This window comes from Janthinobacterium kochi (assembly GCF_051380715.1).
In the GTDB taxonomy this organism is placed as follows: Bacteria; Pseudomonadota; Gammaproteobacteria; order Burkholderiales; family Burkholderiaceae_D; genus Janthinobacterium.
Genome location: NZ_JBNYXO010000008.1, coordinates 44,190 through 58,835 on the forward strand (window position 1 = coordinate 44,190; position 14,646 = coordinate 58,835).

Below are 14,646 nucleotides of genomic sequence, written 5' to 3' on the forward strand. Positions count from 1 at the left end.
CGCCGTGGCCCTATATTGTCTGCGAAACAAGCAGAACCAGACCACGGAGCGCACATGCAGAGAATCGGATTTTCAGGAACCCTCGACCCCATCACCAACGGCCATATGTGGGTGATCGGCGAAGCGCGTTCGCTCGCCGACGAGGTGATCGTCTTCCTGTCGCAAAACCCCGCCAAGAAACCGCAATTTCCCGCCGAAGACCGCAAGCGCATCATCGAGCAGAGCGCGCGCGAGTGCGGCTGGGACAATGTGCAGGTGGTCATCGTCAAGGGCGACTACACGGCGCGTGCGGCGAAAAAGCATGGCTGCGACTACCTGATCCGCGGCATCCGCACGACGGCCGATTTTGACTATGAAAACCTGATCCAGCAAACCAATGTGGACGTGCTACAGGGCGCCAAGACGATTTTCGTCATGCCGCCGCGCGACCTCGGGTCCGTCAGCTCGAGCTTCGTCAAGGCGCTGGAAGGGCCCGTCGGCTGGAACTGGACCATGAAGAAATTCGTCCCCGGCCCGGCGTATCAGGCGTGGATCCTCGACTGCCTGCGCAAGGAGTGGGAAGCGCTGTGGAATTACACTACCGCCACGCAAGCCGACATCGCGCTGGCGGATCACTGGTTCGCGCACCTGACGGGGCCGCAGGCATATGGCGGCACGGACCGCCACTATCACAACCTCGACCACCTGGTGCACGGCCTGTCGGAAATCCGCGTGTGGGCCGACAATACCTTTGCGCCCGGGTGTGACAGCGCGCTGGTCAAGAAAGCCTTCTGGTTCCATGACGCCGTCTATAGCCACGACGAAGATGCCCTGTATTCCAGCGAAGAAGCGAGCGCCCAGCTGTGGCTGTCCAGCGGCCTCGATGCCGGGGACAACGGCGATGTGGCGCAATTGATACGCGTCACCGACCATTTCCAGGGGCCGGGCATCAGCCACGCGCTGAAGGATGCCATGCTCAGCGCCGACCTGGCCATCCTGGGGCAAGATGAAGAGGTATATCACGCCTACACGCAAGCCATCGGCCGCGAATACGCGCATGTGGACCCCGTGCGCTTCAAGCAGCAGCGGGGACTGGCGCTGCAGCACCTGTGCGCCAAGGCGCAGGCCGGCCAGCTGTTTGGCGATGCGTACTTTGCCGACCAGTACAACGAGCGGGCGATTGAAAACATGCGGAAAGAGATTGCGGCGCTGGCCGGCTGATGGTCGTCAGGCGCTGGCGGCCGCATGCGCCAGCGCATCGTCCAGCCGGTCGTTGCCCCAGAATAGTTCGCCGTCACTGATGAAGCTGGGCGCGCCGAACAGGTGCAGCGCTTGCGCCTGTTCCGTCTGGCGGCGCAGACGCAGCTTGTTGTCCGGTGTCAAAGCCAGCGCCAGGATGGCGCGTGCATCGAGGCCCAGTTCCTCCAACACCTCGCTGACGGCCTCGATGTTGTCGATATCGCGGTCTGTGGCAAAATTCAGCGTCATCATGCGGCGCGCAAACGGCGCGATCCAGCCCTGGTCCGCGCCGACCAGCGCCACGCGCATGGGCAGCAGGGCCGTGCGGGGGAAGGAACTCGGTTGCTGCCACGGCAATGCGTACTTTTCGCACTGGCGCGCCATATCGCGCCACGTGTAATCGCCCTTGAGTTTTTGCAAGATGAAGGGCGATGTCTCCCAGCCCAGTGCCTTGAAGACGACGCCCAGCAGGAAGGGTTTCCAGATGACCTGCACCTTCTTTTCACGCGCCAGCGCTTCGATGCGCATGGCGCTCAGGTAGCTGTAGTTGCTGCCGAAATCGAACCAGAATTCCAGTGTGGCCATGGTAGCGCTCCCAAGTCAGGCGGCAGCCGCCTTGGCGCGCGCCGCGTGCAGTTTCTTGAAGCTGTCGATCAGGCGCTGGTGCCGGTCGAGGCCTTCCAGTTGCATGCTGGTCGGCGTCAGGCCGAAGAAGCGCACGCTGCCGTCTACCGAGCCCAGCACCGCGTCCATGCGGGCGTCGCCAAACATGCGGCGGAAATTGACCACGTAATCGTCCAGTTCCAGCGCGTCATCGAGTTCCACTTCCAGCACCACGTTCAAGGCTTGATAGAACAGCTTGCGTTCGAGCGTGTTGTCGTTGTACTGCAGGAAGGTTTCCACCAGCTCCTTCGCTTCCTCGAATTGCTGCAAGGCGAGATGAATCAGCAGCTTCAGTTCCAGCGTCGTCAGCTGGCCCCACACCGTATTTTCGTCAAACTCGATGCCGATCAGGGTGGCGATGTCGCCGTACTCGTCGAGCTCGCTGTTTTCCAGGCGCTCGAGCAAGTCTTCCAGGCTGGCATCGTCCAGGCCATGCAAGTTCAGGATGTCGGCGCGGAACAGCAACGCCTTGTTGGTGTTGTCCCAGATCAAATCCTCGACCGGGTACACCTCCGAATAACCGGGCACGAGGATACGGCAGGCGGTGGCGCCCAGCTGGTCATATTCGGCCGTGTACACTTCCTTGCCCATGTCGGCGAGGATGCCGAACAGGGTCGCCGCTTCTTCGGCATTCGAGTTTTCGCCGTGGCCGGAAAAATCCCACTCGACAAAATCGAAATCGGCTTTGGCGCTGAAGAAGCGCCACGAGACGATGCCGCTCGAATCGATGAAGTGTTCGACGAAGTTATTCGGCTCGGTGACGGCTTCGCTGGCGAATGTCGGTTGCGGCAAGTCGTTCAAACCTTCAAAACTGCGCCCTTGCAGCAATTCCGTCAGGCTGCGCTCGAGCGCCACTTCCAGGCTCGGGTGCGCGCCGAACGAGGCAAACACGCCGCCCGTGCGCGGGTTCATCAGGGTGACGCACATCACCGGGTACACGCCGCCCAGCGACGCATCTTTGACCAATACGGGAAAGCCTTGCTCTTCCAGCCCCTGTATGCCGGCCAGGATGCCAGGGTATTTCGCCAGCACTTCCTGCGGCACGTCGGGCAGGGCGATTTCGCCTTCGAGGATTTCGCGCTTGACGGCCCGCTCAAAAATTTCCGACAGACATTGCACCTGCGCTTCCACCAAGGTATTGCCGGCACTCATGCCATTGCTGACGTACAGGTTTTCAATCAGGTTCGATGGGAAATATACGACCTCGCCATCGGACTGGCGCACATACGGCAGCGAGCAGATGCCGCGCTCGGCATTGCCGGAGTTGGTGTCGACCAGGTGCGAGGCGCGCAGCTCGCCATCGGCATCGTAGATGTCGCGGCAGTAGGCATCGAGAATCTCCTTCGGCAGCGCATCCTTGCGGCCCGGCTTGAACCAGCGCTCGTTCGGGTAATGGACAAAGTCCGCGTTGGCAATATCCTCGCCCCAGAACGATCCGGCGTAGAAATGGTTGTTGCTGAGCCGTTCGATATACTCGCCCAGGGCCGACGCCAGCGCGCTTTCCTTGGTCGCGCCCTTGCCGTTGGTAAAGCACATGGGCGAATGCGCATCGCGGATATGCAGCGACCACACGTTGGGAATGATATTGCGCCACGAGGCGATTTCAATCTTGATGCCCAGGCCCGCCAGGAGGCCAGACATATTGGCGATGGTCTGTTCCAGCGGCAGGTCCTTGCCCAGAATATAGGTGCTAGCCTCGGCATCGGGATTCAATATCAGCAAGCCCTGGGCATCGGCATCGAGGTTCTCCACCTCTTCGATGACGAATTCTGGCCCCGCTTGCACTACTTTTTTCACCGTGCAACGGTCGATCGAGCGCAGGATGCCCTGGCGGTCCTTGGCCGAGATATCGGCCGGCAACTCGACCTGGATCTTGAAAATTTGCTGGTAACGGTTTTCCGGATCGACGATATTGTTTTGCGACAGGCGGATATTCTCAGTGGAAATATTGCGCGTATCGCAATACAACTTCACGAAATACGCCGCGCACAGTGCCGATGATGCCAAAAAGTAATCGAACGGGCCCGGTGCCGAGCCATCGCCCTTGTAGCGGATGGGCTGGTCGGCGACGACGGTAAAATCGTCGAACTTGGCTTCGAGACGCAGCTTGTCGAGAAAGTTGACTTTAATTTCCATGAGGTAATCCAATACTGTGCTTATGAGTTAGCCGCTATTATCCGTGCTTTCCGCCGCAGGGCAAAGGTTGTTCACGGCGGCCGTGCTGGCTGGGAGCCGCTGGGGCAATGAAACAGACTGATAAATGTGCGAGGCGATCTGACTACATGCGAATAACACTGATGCGTCACGGCGAGCCTAGCCTCGCCAAGGGGGGCTGGATAGCGCCCATGCAAATGGGAGCGTGGATTGATCTCTACAACCAATCGCTCATCAAAGACAATGGCATACCTGCAGAGTGCGCCATGGCAGCGCTATCGGCGTCAACTATCGTGGCCAGCACCGCACCGAGGGCATCCTCGTCGGCCAGGGCACTGGGTGACTTGCCGTTCATGCAAGAGGCGATTTTCACCGAGGCCGGGCTGCCTTTTGCGCTCTGGAGAGCACCTTGGCTGCCGCCTGCAGCCTGGGCAGCGATTTTTCGCCTGCTCTGGTTATTCGGTTATGCGCGCGGAGCCGATTCGCTGACGCTAAGCCGGCGGCGCGCGAGGATTGCCGCCGAGCGGCTTGTTGCGCTGGCCGCCAAGGGGCCGGTGCTACTGGTCGGACATGGCATCATGAATCGCCTGATCGGCAAAGAGCTGCAGGCATTGGGTTGGCTTGCCCGCAGCAGGCAAGGCAGCCGGTACTGGAGCATGGGAGTGTACGAGCAGTGAAAGCCTGTGACGAATGCGGCAGCCGGGCGATGAGCACTGAATGGTGATGCCGACATAAAAAACAGCGGCTGCCCATGCTGGCGCAGCCGCTGTTTTTATGCGAAGAGTCAGTTCAGATCAGAATTTCACCCACAAGCGGCCAAAGTAGGACGCGCCGTTCAGGCCGAACTGCACGCTGTCGTACTTGAAGCCGTTGTCCGTCTCGCCCGCGTTCTGCGTGGTGGGCTTGACGTTGAAGATGTTGTTGCCACCGAAAGTGAGCTTGGTGTTTTTGTTGATGCTATAAGTAAAGCTCAGGTCGGCAGAGGTCTTGGCCGCGTAATGAGCGTTGGGCACGCCCTTGGCCGTGCCGCTGTAGGTGCCCAGGGTTTGCGGGCCGAAATAAATGATGCGCAAGTCCGATTCCAGCTTGCCCGTGATGTAGTCGAACCCCAGGGTGGCTTTCGAACGGGGGCCGCCCTGTTCGATGAACAGGCGCTCGCGCTCGGACAGCAAGACATCTTCGAAGCCCGTCAGCGAGGCGGGCGTCTTGACTTTCGTCACTTCCGTCTTGCTCAGGTTCAAGGCCAGGAAGGTGTTCAGGCGGTTGCCGGCCAGTTCGCCCTTGTGCGACGCCGTCAAGTCCAGGCCGCGCGTACGCGTGTCGACGGAATTGACGAAAAATTGCGCTTCCGTCACGCCCAGGAGGGACAGACGTGCCGCCAGGTCCGGGTAATTGCCGGCATTGAAACGGCCCGACAGGACGATGCGGTCCTTGATCTTGATGTCATACAGGTCGGCCGTGATGGAAATGGCCTGCGTCGGCGTCCAGGTGGTACCGAACGTAAAGCTGGTGGACTTTTCCTCTTTCAACTTCGGGATGCCGGCCGCATTGGCGACGGCGCCGCCATTCGGCGCCAGTACCACGTCGGTGGCGACGAGGCCGACGAAGTCGGTGAAGGTGGACGAGAAATACACTTGCTGCAGCGACGGCGCGCGGAAGCCCGTGCTGGCCGAACCGCGCAGCAGCACGTTGGGCGCCACCTTGTAGCTGGCGGCCAGCTTGCCCGTCACGGTGGAGCCGAAGTCGCTGAATTTTTCATAGCGCAAAGCCGCCTGGGTTTTCAGGCGTTCCGTCCAGTCCAATTCCACGTCGCCATACGCGGCGATACTGTGGCGTTTGGCCTTGGTCACGTCGCCGGGCTGGAAGCCGGGAAAGCCCTGGCTGCGGCCATTGCCACCCACGCCCACGCCGTCGACGTCGCTGTAGGAGCCCGGTTCGCCGGCCATGATCTTGTATTCCTCGCTGCGGTATTCGGCGCCGAAGGCCACGTTCATGCCACGCATCACCGTGTCGTAATAGCGGCTGAAATCGGCGTTGCTGGTCAGTTGCTGAAACGAGAAGCCGCCCGCGTCATAGCTGCTGGCGCTGACGCCCTTGCCGCCGTTCATCAAGTCGAGATTGGCGATCGACGCGTTCAAGGTATGGCTGATGTCATAGCGCATCTTGTTGTAGCCATAGGTTTGCGAAAAGTCAGCATGCCATTCGCCGATCTGGCTGCGGTGGCCGACGGTGGCGTACTGGTCGTCGATCTTGCCGTTAATAAATGGTACGAAACCGTCCGGGTACATGGCGGCCGAATTGCGCGCAGGGATGTCTTCGCTGCCGATGCCGCCGCGGCCAAACGCGGCGCTCGACGCATCGCGCGTCTGCGCGCCGGCCGTGAAGTACAGCTTGCCCGTGCCGCTGGTGGCGTAGTCGCCATTCAGGTACAGGGTCTTGTTCTTGGACTTGGTGTCACCGATGATGCGCATGCTGTCCGCGTCGGCCCGGTTCGAGCGGCCCCGGTCCAGGTATTCGCCCGTGATGGCGATGACGCCCTTGTCGCCCAGCGCGATGCCGCAATACGCGGACGTCATGTAATTCTTGCCATCGCCTGCCGAATACTGGCTGTAGCCGGCCACCGCTTCGCAACCCAGGCTTTTCTTCAGTTCGATGTCGATCACGCCGGCAATGGCATCCGAGCCGTACTGGGCGGCGGCGCCATCGCGCAGCACTTGCACGTTCTTGATCGCCAACAAAGGAATCGCATTCATGTCCGTGCCCGTGTTGCCGCGGTTGCGCGCGCCGAACAGGTTGACCAGGGCCGTCGTGTGGCGCCGCTTGCCGTTCACCAGCACCAGCGTCTGGTCGGAGCCGAGGCCGCGCAGGGCGGCCGAATCGACCAGGTCGGCCCCGTCGGCGCCCGTCTGGCGCGTCGAGTTGAACGAGGGCGAGATGTATTGCAGCGATTGCGCCAGGTCAAACTGACCGCCTTGCTCGGCGACCCTGGAAATCGGAATGATATCGACTGGCACCATGGTATCGGTGGCGGAACTGGCGACCCTGCGCGAGCCGACCACGCTGACCGTTTGCACGGGGCCGTCCGTGGCGCCAGTTTCCGTGGTCTGGGCCATGGCGGCGGGACTGAAGGCGGCCATGGCGGCGCTGCCGTACAGGCTGATGAGGATGGCTTTACGCAAGGTGGTGAGGGTCGGCACGCAGTATCTCCAAGTGGCTGATGAGCAATATTCGTGACTTGATTCTAGTGCCATCATTTCATCCTCCACCAGCGATAATTTATTTTGTGATTACAAATCGACTGTAACTGTTGTTTCCTGGTTGACTATCTTTTTGTTCATCACTGGCTTGCCTTGCGCTGGTGCGTGATGCCCCGTTCAGGTGCTCGCTTGCACCATGCCGCCTACCAGGATTTCACCGGGGCTGTAATGCACGTCGATCAAACAGGGCTGCTGCGTCACGTGGCCCTGATGCAGACACAGTGACTGTTGTACATGCGCTGCCAGCGCGCCCGCCGCCACGCCCGTGGCGCTGTCTTCCAGTGCCGGGTCGAGGTGGTTGAAGTTGCGCCCCTCGTATTCGCTCTCGCCCGTGCGGCAATACGCATAGCAGCCGTTGACTTTATGTAAAGCGCTCCAGTCGGCAATCAGTTCCAGGTTCGGCCGCAACGCGCGCAGAATGGTGCGGTCGGCCACTTCCAGCAGCAGCTTCGGGCTGCCGACCGAGGCGATCACGGGCGGCGAGGCCAGGTGCATGTGCTGGCCCATCAATTCCGACGGAATATACTTTTCCACCAAGACGGCAGGCGCCGGCTGTGGCGCCAGGCCGATGAATAGACCGGCTGCGCTGCGCACCAGTTGCAAGGCTTGCCCGCGCATCGCGGTGGTCACCGTCAGCGTTGCCGGGGCGCCAGGCGCCGTCAACAGCACATGCGCGGCCGCCAGGGTGGCATGCAGGCACAGGGGGCTACGCGTGTGTGGATAAAAATAGTCGAGCACGATGCCGCCGTCCGCTTGCCTGTCGATGAAGACGCAGGCGCTCACTTGCCGTTCGCGGGCGAAGGTCTGGCGCGCCGTTTCGCTGCCGTGGTCGTTTTCCACGACCAGCGCCGCATTGCCGCCACCGGGTGCGGCGCCGAAACATTTTAATAAGTGGACGATCATGGCGGTCGAGGCATAAGGTAAAACACCAGCATAAACGATAAGCCCGATTTCAGATGCGTATAATATACTGTGTTTATATACAGTATTGAGGTGGATCATGTTGGGCGCAGTCTTACCCGAGTATGCTGAGTTGTACTGCCTGAGCAATTTCAGCTTCCTGCAGGGGGCTTCGCATGCGGAAGAGCTGGTGGCGCGCGCAGTCCAGCTCGGCTACAAGGGGCTGGCCATTGCCGACGAGTGCTCGCTGGCCGGCGTCGTGCGCGCCCATGCGGTGGCCAAGCGGGCCGATTTCCCCCTGATCATCGGCGCGCATTTTCATTTGACGCCAGCCGATGGCAGCGCGGCGCTGTCCCTGCTGGCGCTGGTGCAGGACCGCGACGGTTACGGCAACTTGTCGGAACTGATCACCATGGCGCGCACGCGGGCGGCCAAGGGCAGCTATTTGCTGACGCCCGACGATTTCGCCGCGCCTGCGGCGCAGTTTGCCCATTTGCAGGGCTTACCCGGTTGTCTGATGATCTTGCTGCCCGGCTATCCGGCCCGGCCCGAGACGCTGCGCGCGCAGGGCGCGTGGATGGTGTCCACCTTTGGCAGCGAGCGCAGCTGGATCGGCCTGAACCTGCTGCAGCGGGCGCAGGATGACGCCCACCGCAGCGCCGTGCAGGACGCCGCGCAGGCGCTGGGCTTGCCCGTGGTGGCCGTCGGCCATGTGTGCATGCACGTGCGTTCGCGCAAGCCTCTGCTCGATACCCTGTGCGCGATACGCGTGGGCAAGCCGGTGGATGAGTGCGGCTATGCGCTGGCGCAAAACGCGGAGCAGCATCTGCGCGCGCGCTTGCGCCTGGCCAATGTGTATTCGCCGCAAGCGCTGGCGGAAACCGTGCGCATCGCGGGCCGGTGCAAATTTTCCCTCGACAGCTTGCGCTATGACTATCCCGACGAGCTGGTCCCGCACGGTCACACGCCGGCCAGCTATCTGCGCGAAGAAACGTATGCGGGCGCGCGCGTGCGCTTTCCACTGGGTATTCCGGCCAACGTGCAACAGCAGATCGAGCATGAGCTGGAACTGATCGCCGACCTTTCCTACGAGCCGTATTTTTTGACCGTCTACGACATCGTGCGCTTTGCCCGTTCGCAAAACATCCTGTGCCAGGGCCGGGGCTCGGCCGCCAATTCGGCCGTCTGCTATTGCCTGCACATCACGGAAGTGGATCCGGCGCGCGGCAATTGCCTGGTCGAGCGCTTCATGTCGCGCGAGCGCAACGAGCCGCCCGACATCGACGTCGATTTCGAGCACCAGCGGCGCGAAGAAGTGATTCAATATATCTACGGGAAATATGGCCGTGAACGGGCCGCGCTGGCGGCCGTGGTGATCAGCTACCGGCCGAAGAGCGCCTTGCGCGACAGCGGCCGGGCGCTGGGGATCGACCTGGCCATCGTGGAAAAAGTGGCCAAGGCGCATCGCTGGTTCGATGGCAAGCGCGATTTATTGAGCCGCCTGGCCGAATGCGGGCTCGACCCGGAAGCGGCATTGTCGCAGCAGTGGGCCGGCCTGGCGCAGCAGTTGCTGGGCTTTCCCCGCCATTTGTCGCAGCATCCGGGCGGCTTTGTCATCGCGCAAGGAAAATTGTCGCGCCTGGTGCCGATTGAAAACGCCAGCATGGCCGAGCGCAGCGTCATCGAGTGGGACAAGAACGACCTGGAGGAGCTTGGCTTGATGAAGGTCGACGTACTGGCGCTGGGGATGCTGTCGGCCCTGCGCCGCGCCCTCGAACTGGTGAGTGCGCGGCGCGGCGAGCAATTCCGCCTGCAGGATATTCCCGCCGAAGACCCGGCCACCTACGACATGATGTGCCAGGCGGACACCATCGGCGTGTTCCAGATCGAGTCGCGCGCGCAGATGAGCATGCTGCCGCGTCTGCGCCCCCGCCAATTCTACGACCTCGTCATCGAGGTGGCGCTGGTGCGTCCTGGCCCCATCCAGGGCGGCATGGTGCATCCGTATCTGCAGCGGCGCCAGCAGAAGGAGCCGGTCGAGTATCCGAAGGGCCTGGAAAAGGCACTGGGACGCACCCTGGGCATCCCGATCTTCCAGGAGCAGGTAATGCAGGTGGCCATCATCGCGGCCGATTTTACGCCCGGCGAAGCGGACCAGTTGCGGCGCGCCATGGCGGCCTGGAAACGCAAGGGCGGCATGAACAATTACCATGACCGCATCGTCGATGCCATGGTCGACAATGGTTATGACAAGGAGTTTGCCGAGGCTATCTTCAGCCAGATCGAGGGCTTTGGCGAATACGGCTTTCCCGAGTCGCACGCGGCCAGTTTCGCCCTGCTGACGTACGCCAGTTCCTGGCTGAAATGCCATGAACCGGCCGCCTTCCTGTGCGCCTTGCTCAACAGCCAGCCCATGGGCTTTTACAGTCCCTCGCAACTGGTGCAGGATGGTCGCCGGCATGGCGTGCAAGTGCTGCCCGTCGACGTTGCCGTCAGCGCTTGGGAAGCGACATTGGAAGAAGGGCAGGGCGACGGGCCGGCCGTGCGCCTGGGCTTGAACAGCCTGTTTGGCATGCGCGCCGAGGCGGCCCAGCGCATCGAGGATGCGCGCGCCATCGCCGCCTTTGTCGACGTGGCCGACCTGGCGCGGCGTGGCGGCCTGGATCGTCATGACTTGCAGGTGCTGGCCGCCGGCAACGCCCTGCACGCGCTGGCTGGCCACCGGCGCGAGGCGCTGTGGCAGGCGGCCGGCGCCGTGCCCGACAGGGATTTGTTGCGCATCACCACGCAAGAGGAAGACTTGCCCGTGCTGGCCGCGCCGACGGAAGGCGAAAGCATCGTCAGCGATTACCGCGCGCAAGGCCTGACCCTGGGCCGCCACCCGCTGGCGCTGTTGCGCAAGCAATTGCTGGAACAACGTTTTCTGCCCGCCGCCACGCTTGCCAGCTACACGGATGGCCAACTGGCGCGCGCCTGCGGCATCGTCACCGTGCGCCAGCGTCCGGGCACGGCCAAGGGCGTCATCTTCATGACCCTGGAAGACGAAACGGGCACCGTCAACGTCATCGTCTGGCCCGACCTGGTGGAAAGCCAGCGGCGCGAAGTGCTGAGCGCACCCCTGCTGGGTGTGTATGGCGTATGGCAGCGCGAGGGGCAGGTATGCAACCTGGTGGCCAAGCGCCTGGTCGACATGTCGCATTTGCTGGGACGCTTGCAGACCAGCAGCCGGGATTTCTGTTGAGAGTTGCCGGCGGGGAGGAGGGCATGGCATTATTTGAATATGACAACCTTGCCCGAACCGACACTGCGTCCCGCCCTGGTCGCCGACGCGCCCGCCATCGTCGCCCTGATCGAAGACCTGATGCCCTTTTTGACCCTGCACCCCGATGGCGCGGGGGCGGAAAAGTTTATCGAACATTGCCGCCAGCCGGCCATCGAAGGCTATCTGTCGCAGTCGCGCTACGCGTATCAGCTGGCGCATATCGGCGGCGAACTGGCCGGCGTGGTGGCCATGCGCGACAACACGCATCTGTTCCACATGTTCGTGCCGCGCGCCCTGCACCGGCGCGGCATGGCGCGCCGTTTGTGGCAGGCTGCCCGCGATGCGTCGCTGGCCAGGGGCAACACGACGGGCTTCACGGTGAACGCCTCCTTGTATGCATTGCCACTGTATGAACGCCTGGGTTTTGTCGCTACGGGGCCGAAGGTGGAAATGGATGGCATCGCTTTCGTGCCGATGCGCATGGCGCTGTAAAAATAACCCAACGGCAAGGACCGGGGTCAGACCCGGCGGGTCTGACCCCAGTTTTTGCTTGCAGGCTTATGGCGCTTATTTACCAGCGCACGATCTTGCCCGGATTCATGAGGTTCTTCGGATCGAGCGCGTGTTTCAAGGCGCGCATGGTGTCGATGGCGCCTTCGCCATGTTCTTCCACGAGGAAATTCATCTTGTGCATGCCCACGCCGTGCTCGCCCGTACAGGTGCCGTCCATGCCGATGGCGCGCGTGACCATGTCGCTGTTGACCTTTTCCGCGCGGGCGATGTCGGCCGGATCATCGGGGTCGACCAGCATCTGCACATGGAAATTGCCGTCGCCCACGTGGCCGATGATGGCGTAGACCAGGCCCTGCGCCTCGCAATCGGCCTTGGTGGCGAGGATGCATTCGGCCAGGCGGGAAATGGGCACGCAGCAATCGGTGGAAATGGCGCGGCTGCCGGGGCGCATCTGCAGCAGGGCGAAATACGCGTTGTGGCGCGCTGCCCACAGGCGCGAGCGCTCTTCGGGGCGGCTGGCCCATTCGAAATCGCTGGCGCCGTGTTCTGCCGTGATGGCTTGCACCAGCTGCGCCTGCTCAGCCACGCTGGCCGGCGTACCGTGGAATTCAAATAGCAACAAAGGTTTTTCCGGCAGCGCCATCTTGTCGTAGGCGTTGATGGCTTTGACGCCGTTTTCATCGAGAAACTCGACTCGCGCCACGGGCACGCCCATCTGGATGGTCTGGATCACGGCGTTGACGGCTTCGCCCGTGCCGGGGAACGAACAGACGGCGGCCGAGATCGCTTCGGGCAGGGGATACAGTTTGACCGTCACTTCCGTGATGATGCCTAAGGTCCCCTCGCTGCCGACAAACAAGCGCGTCAGGTCGTAGCCGGCCGAGGATTTTTTCGCCCGCGTGCCCGTCTTGATGATGCGGCCATCGGCCGTCACCACCGTCAGGGCCAGCACGTTTTCACGCATGGTGCCGTAGCGCACGGCATTCGTGCCCGAGGCGCGCGTGGCCGCCATGCCGCCCAGCGATGCATTGGCGCCAGGGTCGATGGGGAAGAACAGGCCCGTGTCGCGGATTTCTTCATTGAGTTGCTTGCGCGTCACGCCAGCCTGCACGGTGGCCGTCAAGTCTTCAGCATGCACGGCTACCATGGCGTTCATTTGCGACAGATCAATCGTGACGCCACCATGCAGGGCCAGCACGTGGCCTTCGAGCGAAGTGCCGCTGCCATAGGCGATGATGGGCACGTCGTGTGCGCTGCACAGCTTCACGGCGGCCGCTACTTCCTCGGTGGAATGGGCGAAGATGACGGCGTCCGGTAACATGGGGGGATAGCTCGACTCGTCGCGGCCATGGTGTTCGCGCATGGCTTGCGTCATGGAAAAGCGGTCGGCAAAGATCAGGGAAAGTACGGCAGCAAGGGATGCGGGCAGCGGTTTTTTCAGTACCGCCAACTGGTCAGTTTGATTCACGCGAGTCCTCCGTTTTTTTTATTCTACTCCGCGCCCGGGAATTTCACCGAAGCAGCATATTGATTTCTTGCCAGTTGTAAAAAAATCTGCATGGTGTGTCGTGTACTGGTTGTAAATGAGAATCATTTCCATTAAAATGCCCGCCTGTCCCTATTTGCAATGTGCGCTTTACCCGAAAGGCCCTGCCCATGAAATTCTCCCTGTCCCTCGGTGCCGTCCTGCCCGCCTGCGTGCTGGCGCTGAGCGCCTGCGGCAGCGTCGCACCCGCCACCGGCACGGCGGTCGCTGCGATGACCGCGTCCGCTTCTGCGCAAGATGTGCGCCAGTTGGGCGAGATCGTCGACCTGCGCAGCGGCCAGCGCCTGAGCGCCGAGCAATTGCTGGCCCAGCTGGCTGCCGCCCCGCGCGTGATCATCGGCGAACAGCATGACCAGCTCAGCCATCACCAGATCGAGCAATGGCTGCTGCAGCAATTGCAGGGCCAGCGTCCGCAAGGCAGCGTGCTGCTGGAAATGCTGAATCAGGACCAGCAAGCCAAGGTGGACAAGGTCAAGCCGTGGCTGCAGACGGATCCCGTCGTGCGCCCCGAACACGTGGCCGAGCTGCTGGCCTGGCAACCCAGCTGGAAGTGGGTGCAATATGGCGACCTGGTAATGACCGCGATGCGCGCGCCATACCCTGTCTGGTCGGCCAACCTGGACCGCAGCGAAATCAAGCAAATGTTTGCCGACAAGCCATCCGTGCAGGGCACCCATTCCAACCTGGCCAACGATGGCAAGGTGCATGACAAACTGAAAGACATCATCCGCGTCATGCATGACAACCAGATCGACGCGCCGCGCCTGGCCGCCATGCTGTCGGTGCAGCAGCAGCGCGACCGCCGCATGGCCGAGCGCCTGCTGGCCGCGCCCGCGCCAGCCGTGCTGATCGCCGGCGCCTACCATGCGCAAAAGGACCTGGGCGTGCCGCTGCACGTGCAGGATTTGACGGGCGGCCCGGCGCCGCTGGTACTGGTGCTGGCGCAGCGCGGCGCCACGGTACTGGCGCCGCAGGCGGACTTCGTCTGGTTCACGCCGGTTGCGGCACCCGCCATCGCCAGCGCCAAATAATTCCTTGTATTGCCGCCGGGTGTTCTGCCCGGCACTCTCCCCCAGCAAGCTCATCCATAGCAGCCAGGTAGTCCGTCCGATTTTTTGCATGCGCGTGCGCGC

The 14,646-nt window shown here is 62.2% G+C and carries 10 protein-coding genes; 5 read left to right on the forward strand and 5 right to left on the reverse strand.

Going from position 1 to position 14,646, the window contains the following annotated elements; genetic code table 11:
* Positions 1–54: 54 nt before the first annotated feature.
* The gene (gene coaD / locus ACQ4WL_RS17865; RefSeq protein ID WP_436510947.1) at positions 55–1,200 is read left to right on the forward strand and encodes a pantetheine-phosphate adenylyltransferase; all 1,146 of its coding nucleotides are present in this window, start codon (positions 55–57) and stop codon (positions 1,198–1,200) included.
* 6 nt (positions 1,201–1,206) lie between these two features.
* Here coaD and ACQ4WL_RS17870 read toward each other — a convergent pair whose 3' ends face one another.
* A complete protein-coding gene (locus ACQ4WL_RS17870) occupies positions 1,207–1,803 on the reverse strand; it encodes a 2-hydroxychromene-2-carboxylate isomerase (RefSeq protein ID WP_436510948.1) in 597 nt (198 codons plus the stop codon).
* Between the two features lie 15 nt (positions 1,804–1,818).
* Positions 1,819–4,017 carry an OsmC domain/YcaO domain-containing protein gene (locus tag ACQ4WL_RS17875; RefSeq protein ID WP_436510949.1) on the reverse strand — a complete coding sequence of 733 codons (2,199 nt, stop codon included), beginning with the start codon at positions 4,015–4,017 and terminating at the stop codon, positions 1,819–1,821.
* A gap of 209 nt (positions 4,018–4,226) precedes the next feature.
* On the opposite strand from ACQ4WL_RS17875, the gene ACQ4WL_RS17880 reads away from it, so the two are divergent.
* Complete coding sequence (locus ACQ4WL_RS17880) at positions 4,227–4,712, forward strand: hypothetical protein (protein WP_436510950.1); 486 nt, start codon at positions 4,227–4,229, stop codon at positions 4,710–4,712.
* Between the two features lie 117 nt (positions 4,713–4,829).
* Here the strand turns inward: ACQ4WL_RS17880 and ACQ4WL_RS17885 are convergent, their stop codons facing one another.
* Both ACQ4WL_RS17885 and ACQ4WL_RS17890 read right to left on the reverse strand, forming a co-directional pair.
* Positions 4,830–7,172, reverse strand: a complete 2,343-nt coding sequence (locus ACQ4WL_RS17885) for a TonB-dependent receptor plug domain-containing protein (protein WP_436511118.1) — start codon at positions 7,170–7,172, stop codon at positions 4,830–4,832.
* 237 nt (positions 7,173–7,409) lie between these two features.
* The gene (locus tag ACQ4WL_RS17890) at positions 7,410–8,195 is read right to left on the reverse strand and encodes a PhzF family phenazine biosynthesis protein (protein ID WP_436510951.1); all 786 of its coding nucleotides are present in this window, start codon (positions 8,193–8,195) and stop codon (positions 7,410–7,412) included.
* 97 nt (positions 8,196–8,292) lie between these two features.
* On the opposite strand from ACQ4WL_RS17890, the gene ACQ4WL_RS17895 reads away from it, so the two are divergent.
* Entirely contained in the window at positions 8,293–11,433 is a 3,141-nt protein-coding gene (locus ACQ4WL_RS17895; protein WP_436510952.1) for an error-prone DNA polymerase, read from the forward strand.
* Positions 11,434–11,472: 39 nt separating this feature from the next.
* The gene (locus ACQ4WL_RS17900) at positions 11,473–11,946 is read left to right on the forward strand and encodes a GNAT family N-acetyltransferase (RefSeq protein ID WP_436510953.1); all 474 of its coding nucleotides are present in this window, start codon (positions 11,473–11,475) and stop codon (positions 11,944–11,946) included.
* A 79-nt stretch (positions 11,947–12,025) separates the two neighbouring features.
* On the opposite strand, the gene ACQ4WL_RS17905 is transcribed toward ACQ4WL_RS17900, so the two are convergent.
* Positions 12,026–13,435, reverse strand: a complete 1,410-nt coding sequence (locus tag ACQ4WL_RS17905) for an FAD-binding oxidoreductase (RefSeq protein WP_436510954.1) — start codon at positions 13,433–13,435, stop codon at positions 12,026–12,028.
* 188 nt (positions 13,436–13,623) lie between these two features.
* Here ACQ4WL_RS17905 and ACQ4WL_RS17910 point away from each other — a divergent pair, with 188 nt between their 5' ends.
* A complete protein-coding gene (locus ACQ4WL_RS17910; RefSeq protein WP_436510955.1) occupies positions 13,624–14,544 on the forward strand; it encodes a ChaN family lipoprotein in 921 nt (306 codons plus the stop codon).
* Positions 14,545–14,646 lie beyond the last annotated feature (102 nt).

What these genes read in the sequence shown, in the direction of transcription:
- ACQ4WL_RS17875 (WP_436510949.1), bottom strand. Translation starts at nt 4,017, where the DNA reads ATGGAAATTAAAGTCAACTTTCTCGACAAGCTGCGTCTCGAAGCCAAG.
- ACQ4WL_RS17880 (WP_436510950.1), top strand. Translation starts at nt 4,227, where the DNA reads ATGCAAATGGGAGCGTGGATTGATCTCTACAACCAATCGCTCATCAAA.
- ACQ4WL_RS17890 (WP_436510951.1), bottom strand. Translation starts at nt 8,195, where the DNA reads ATGATCGTCCACTTATTAAAATGTTTCGGCGCCGCACCCGGTGGCGGC.
- ACQ4WL_RS17895 (WP_436510952.1), top strand. Translation starts at nt 8,293, where the DNA reads ATGTTGGGCGCAGTCTTACCCGAGTATGCTGAGTTGTACTGCCTGAGC.
- coaD (WP_436510947.1), top strand. Translation starts at nt 55, where the DNA reads ATGCAGAGAATCGGATTTTCAGGAACCCTCGACCCCATCACCAACGGC.
- ACQ4WL_RS17910 (WP_436510955.1), top strand. Translation starts at nt 13,624, where the DNA reads ATGAAATTCTCCCTGTCCCTCGGTGCCGTCCTGCCCGCCTGCGTGCTG.
- ACQ4WL_RS17900 (WP_436510953.1), top strand. Translation starts at nt 11,473, where the DNA reads ATGACAACCTTGCCCGAACCGACACTGCGTCCCGCCCTGGTCGCCGAC.
- ACQ4WL_RS17870 (WP_436510948.1), bottom strand. Translation starts at nt 1,803, where the DNA reads ATGGCCACACTGGAATTCTGGTTCGATTTCGGCAGCAACTACAGCTAC.
- ACQ4WL_RS17885 (WP_436511118.1), bottom strand. Translation starts at nt 7,172, where the DNA reads ATGGCCGCCTTCAGTCCCGCCGCCATGGCCCAGACCACGGAAACTGGC.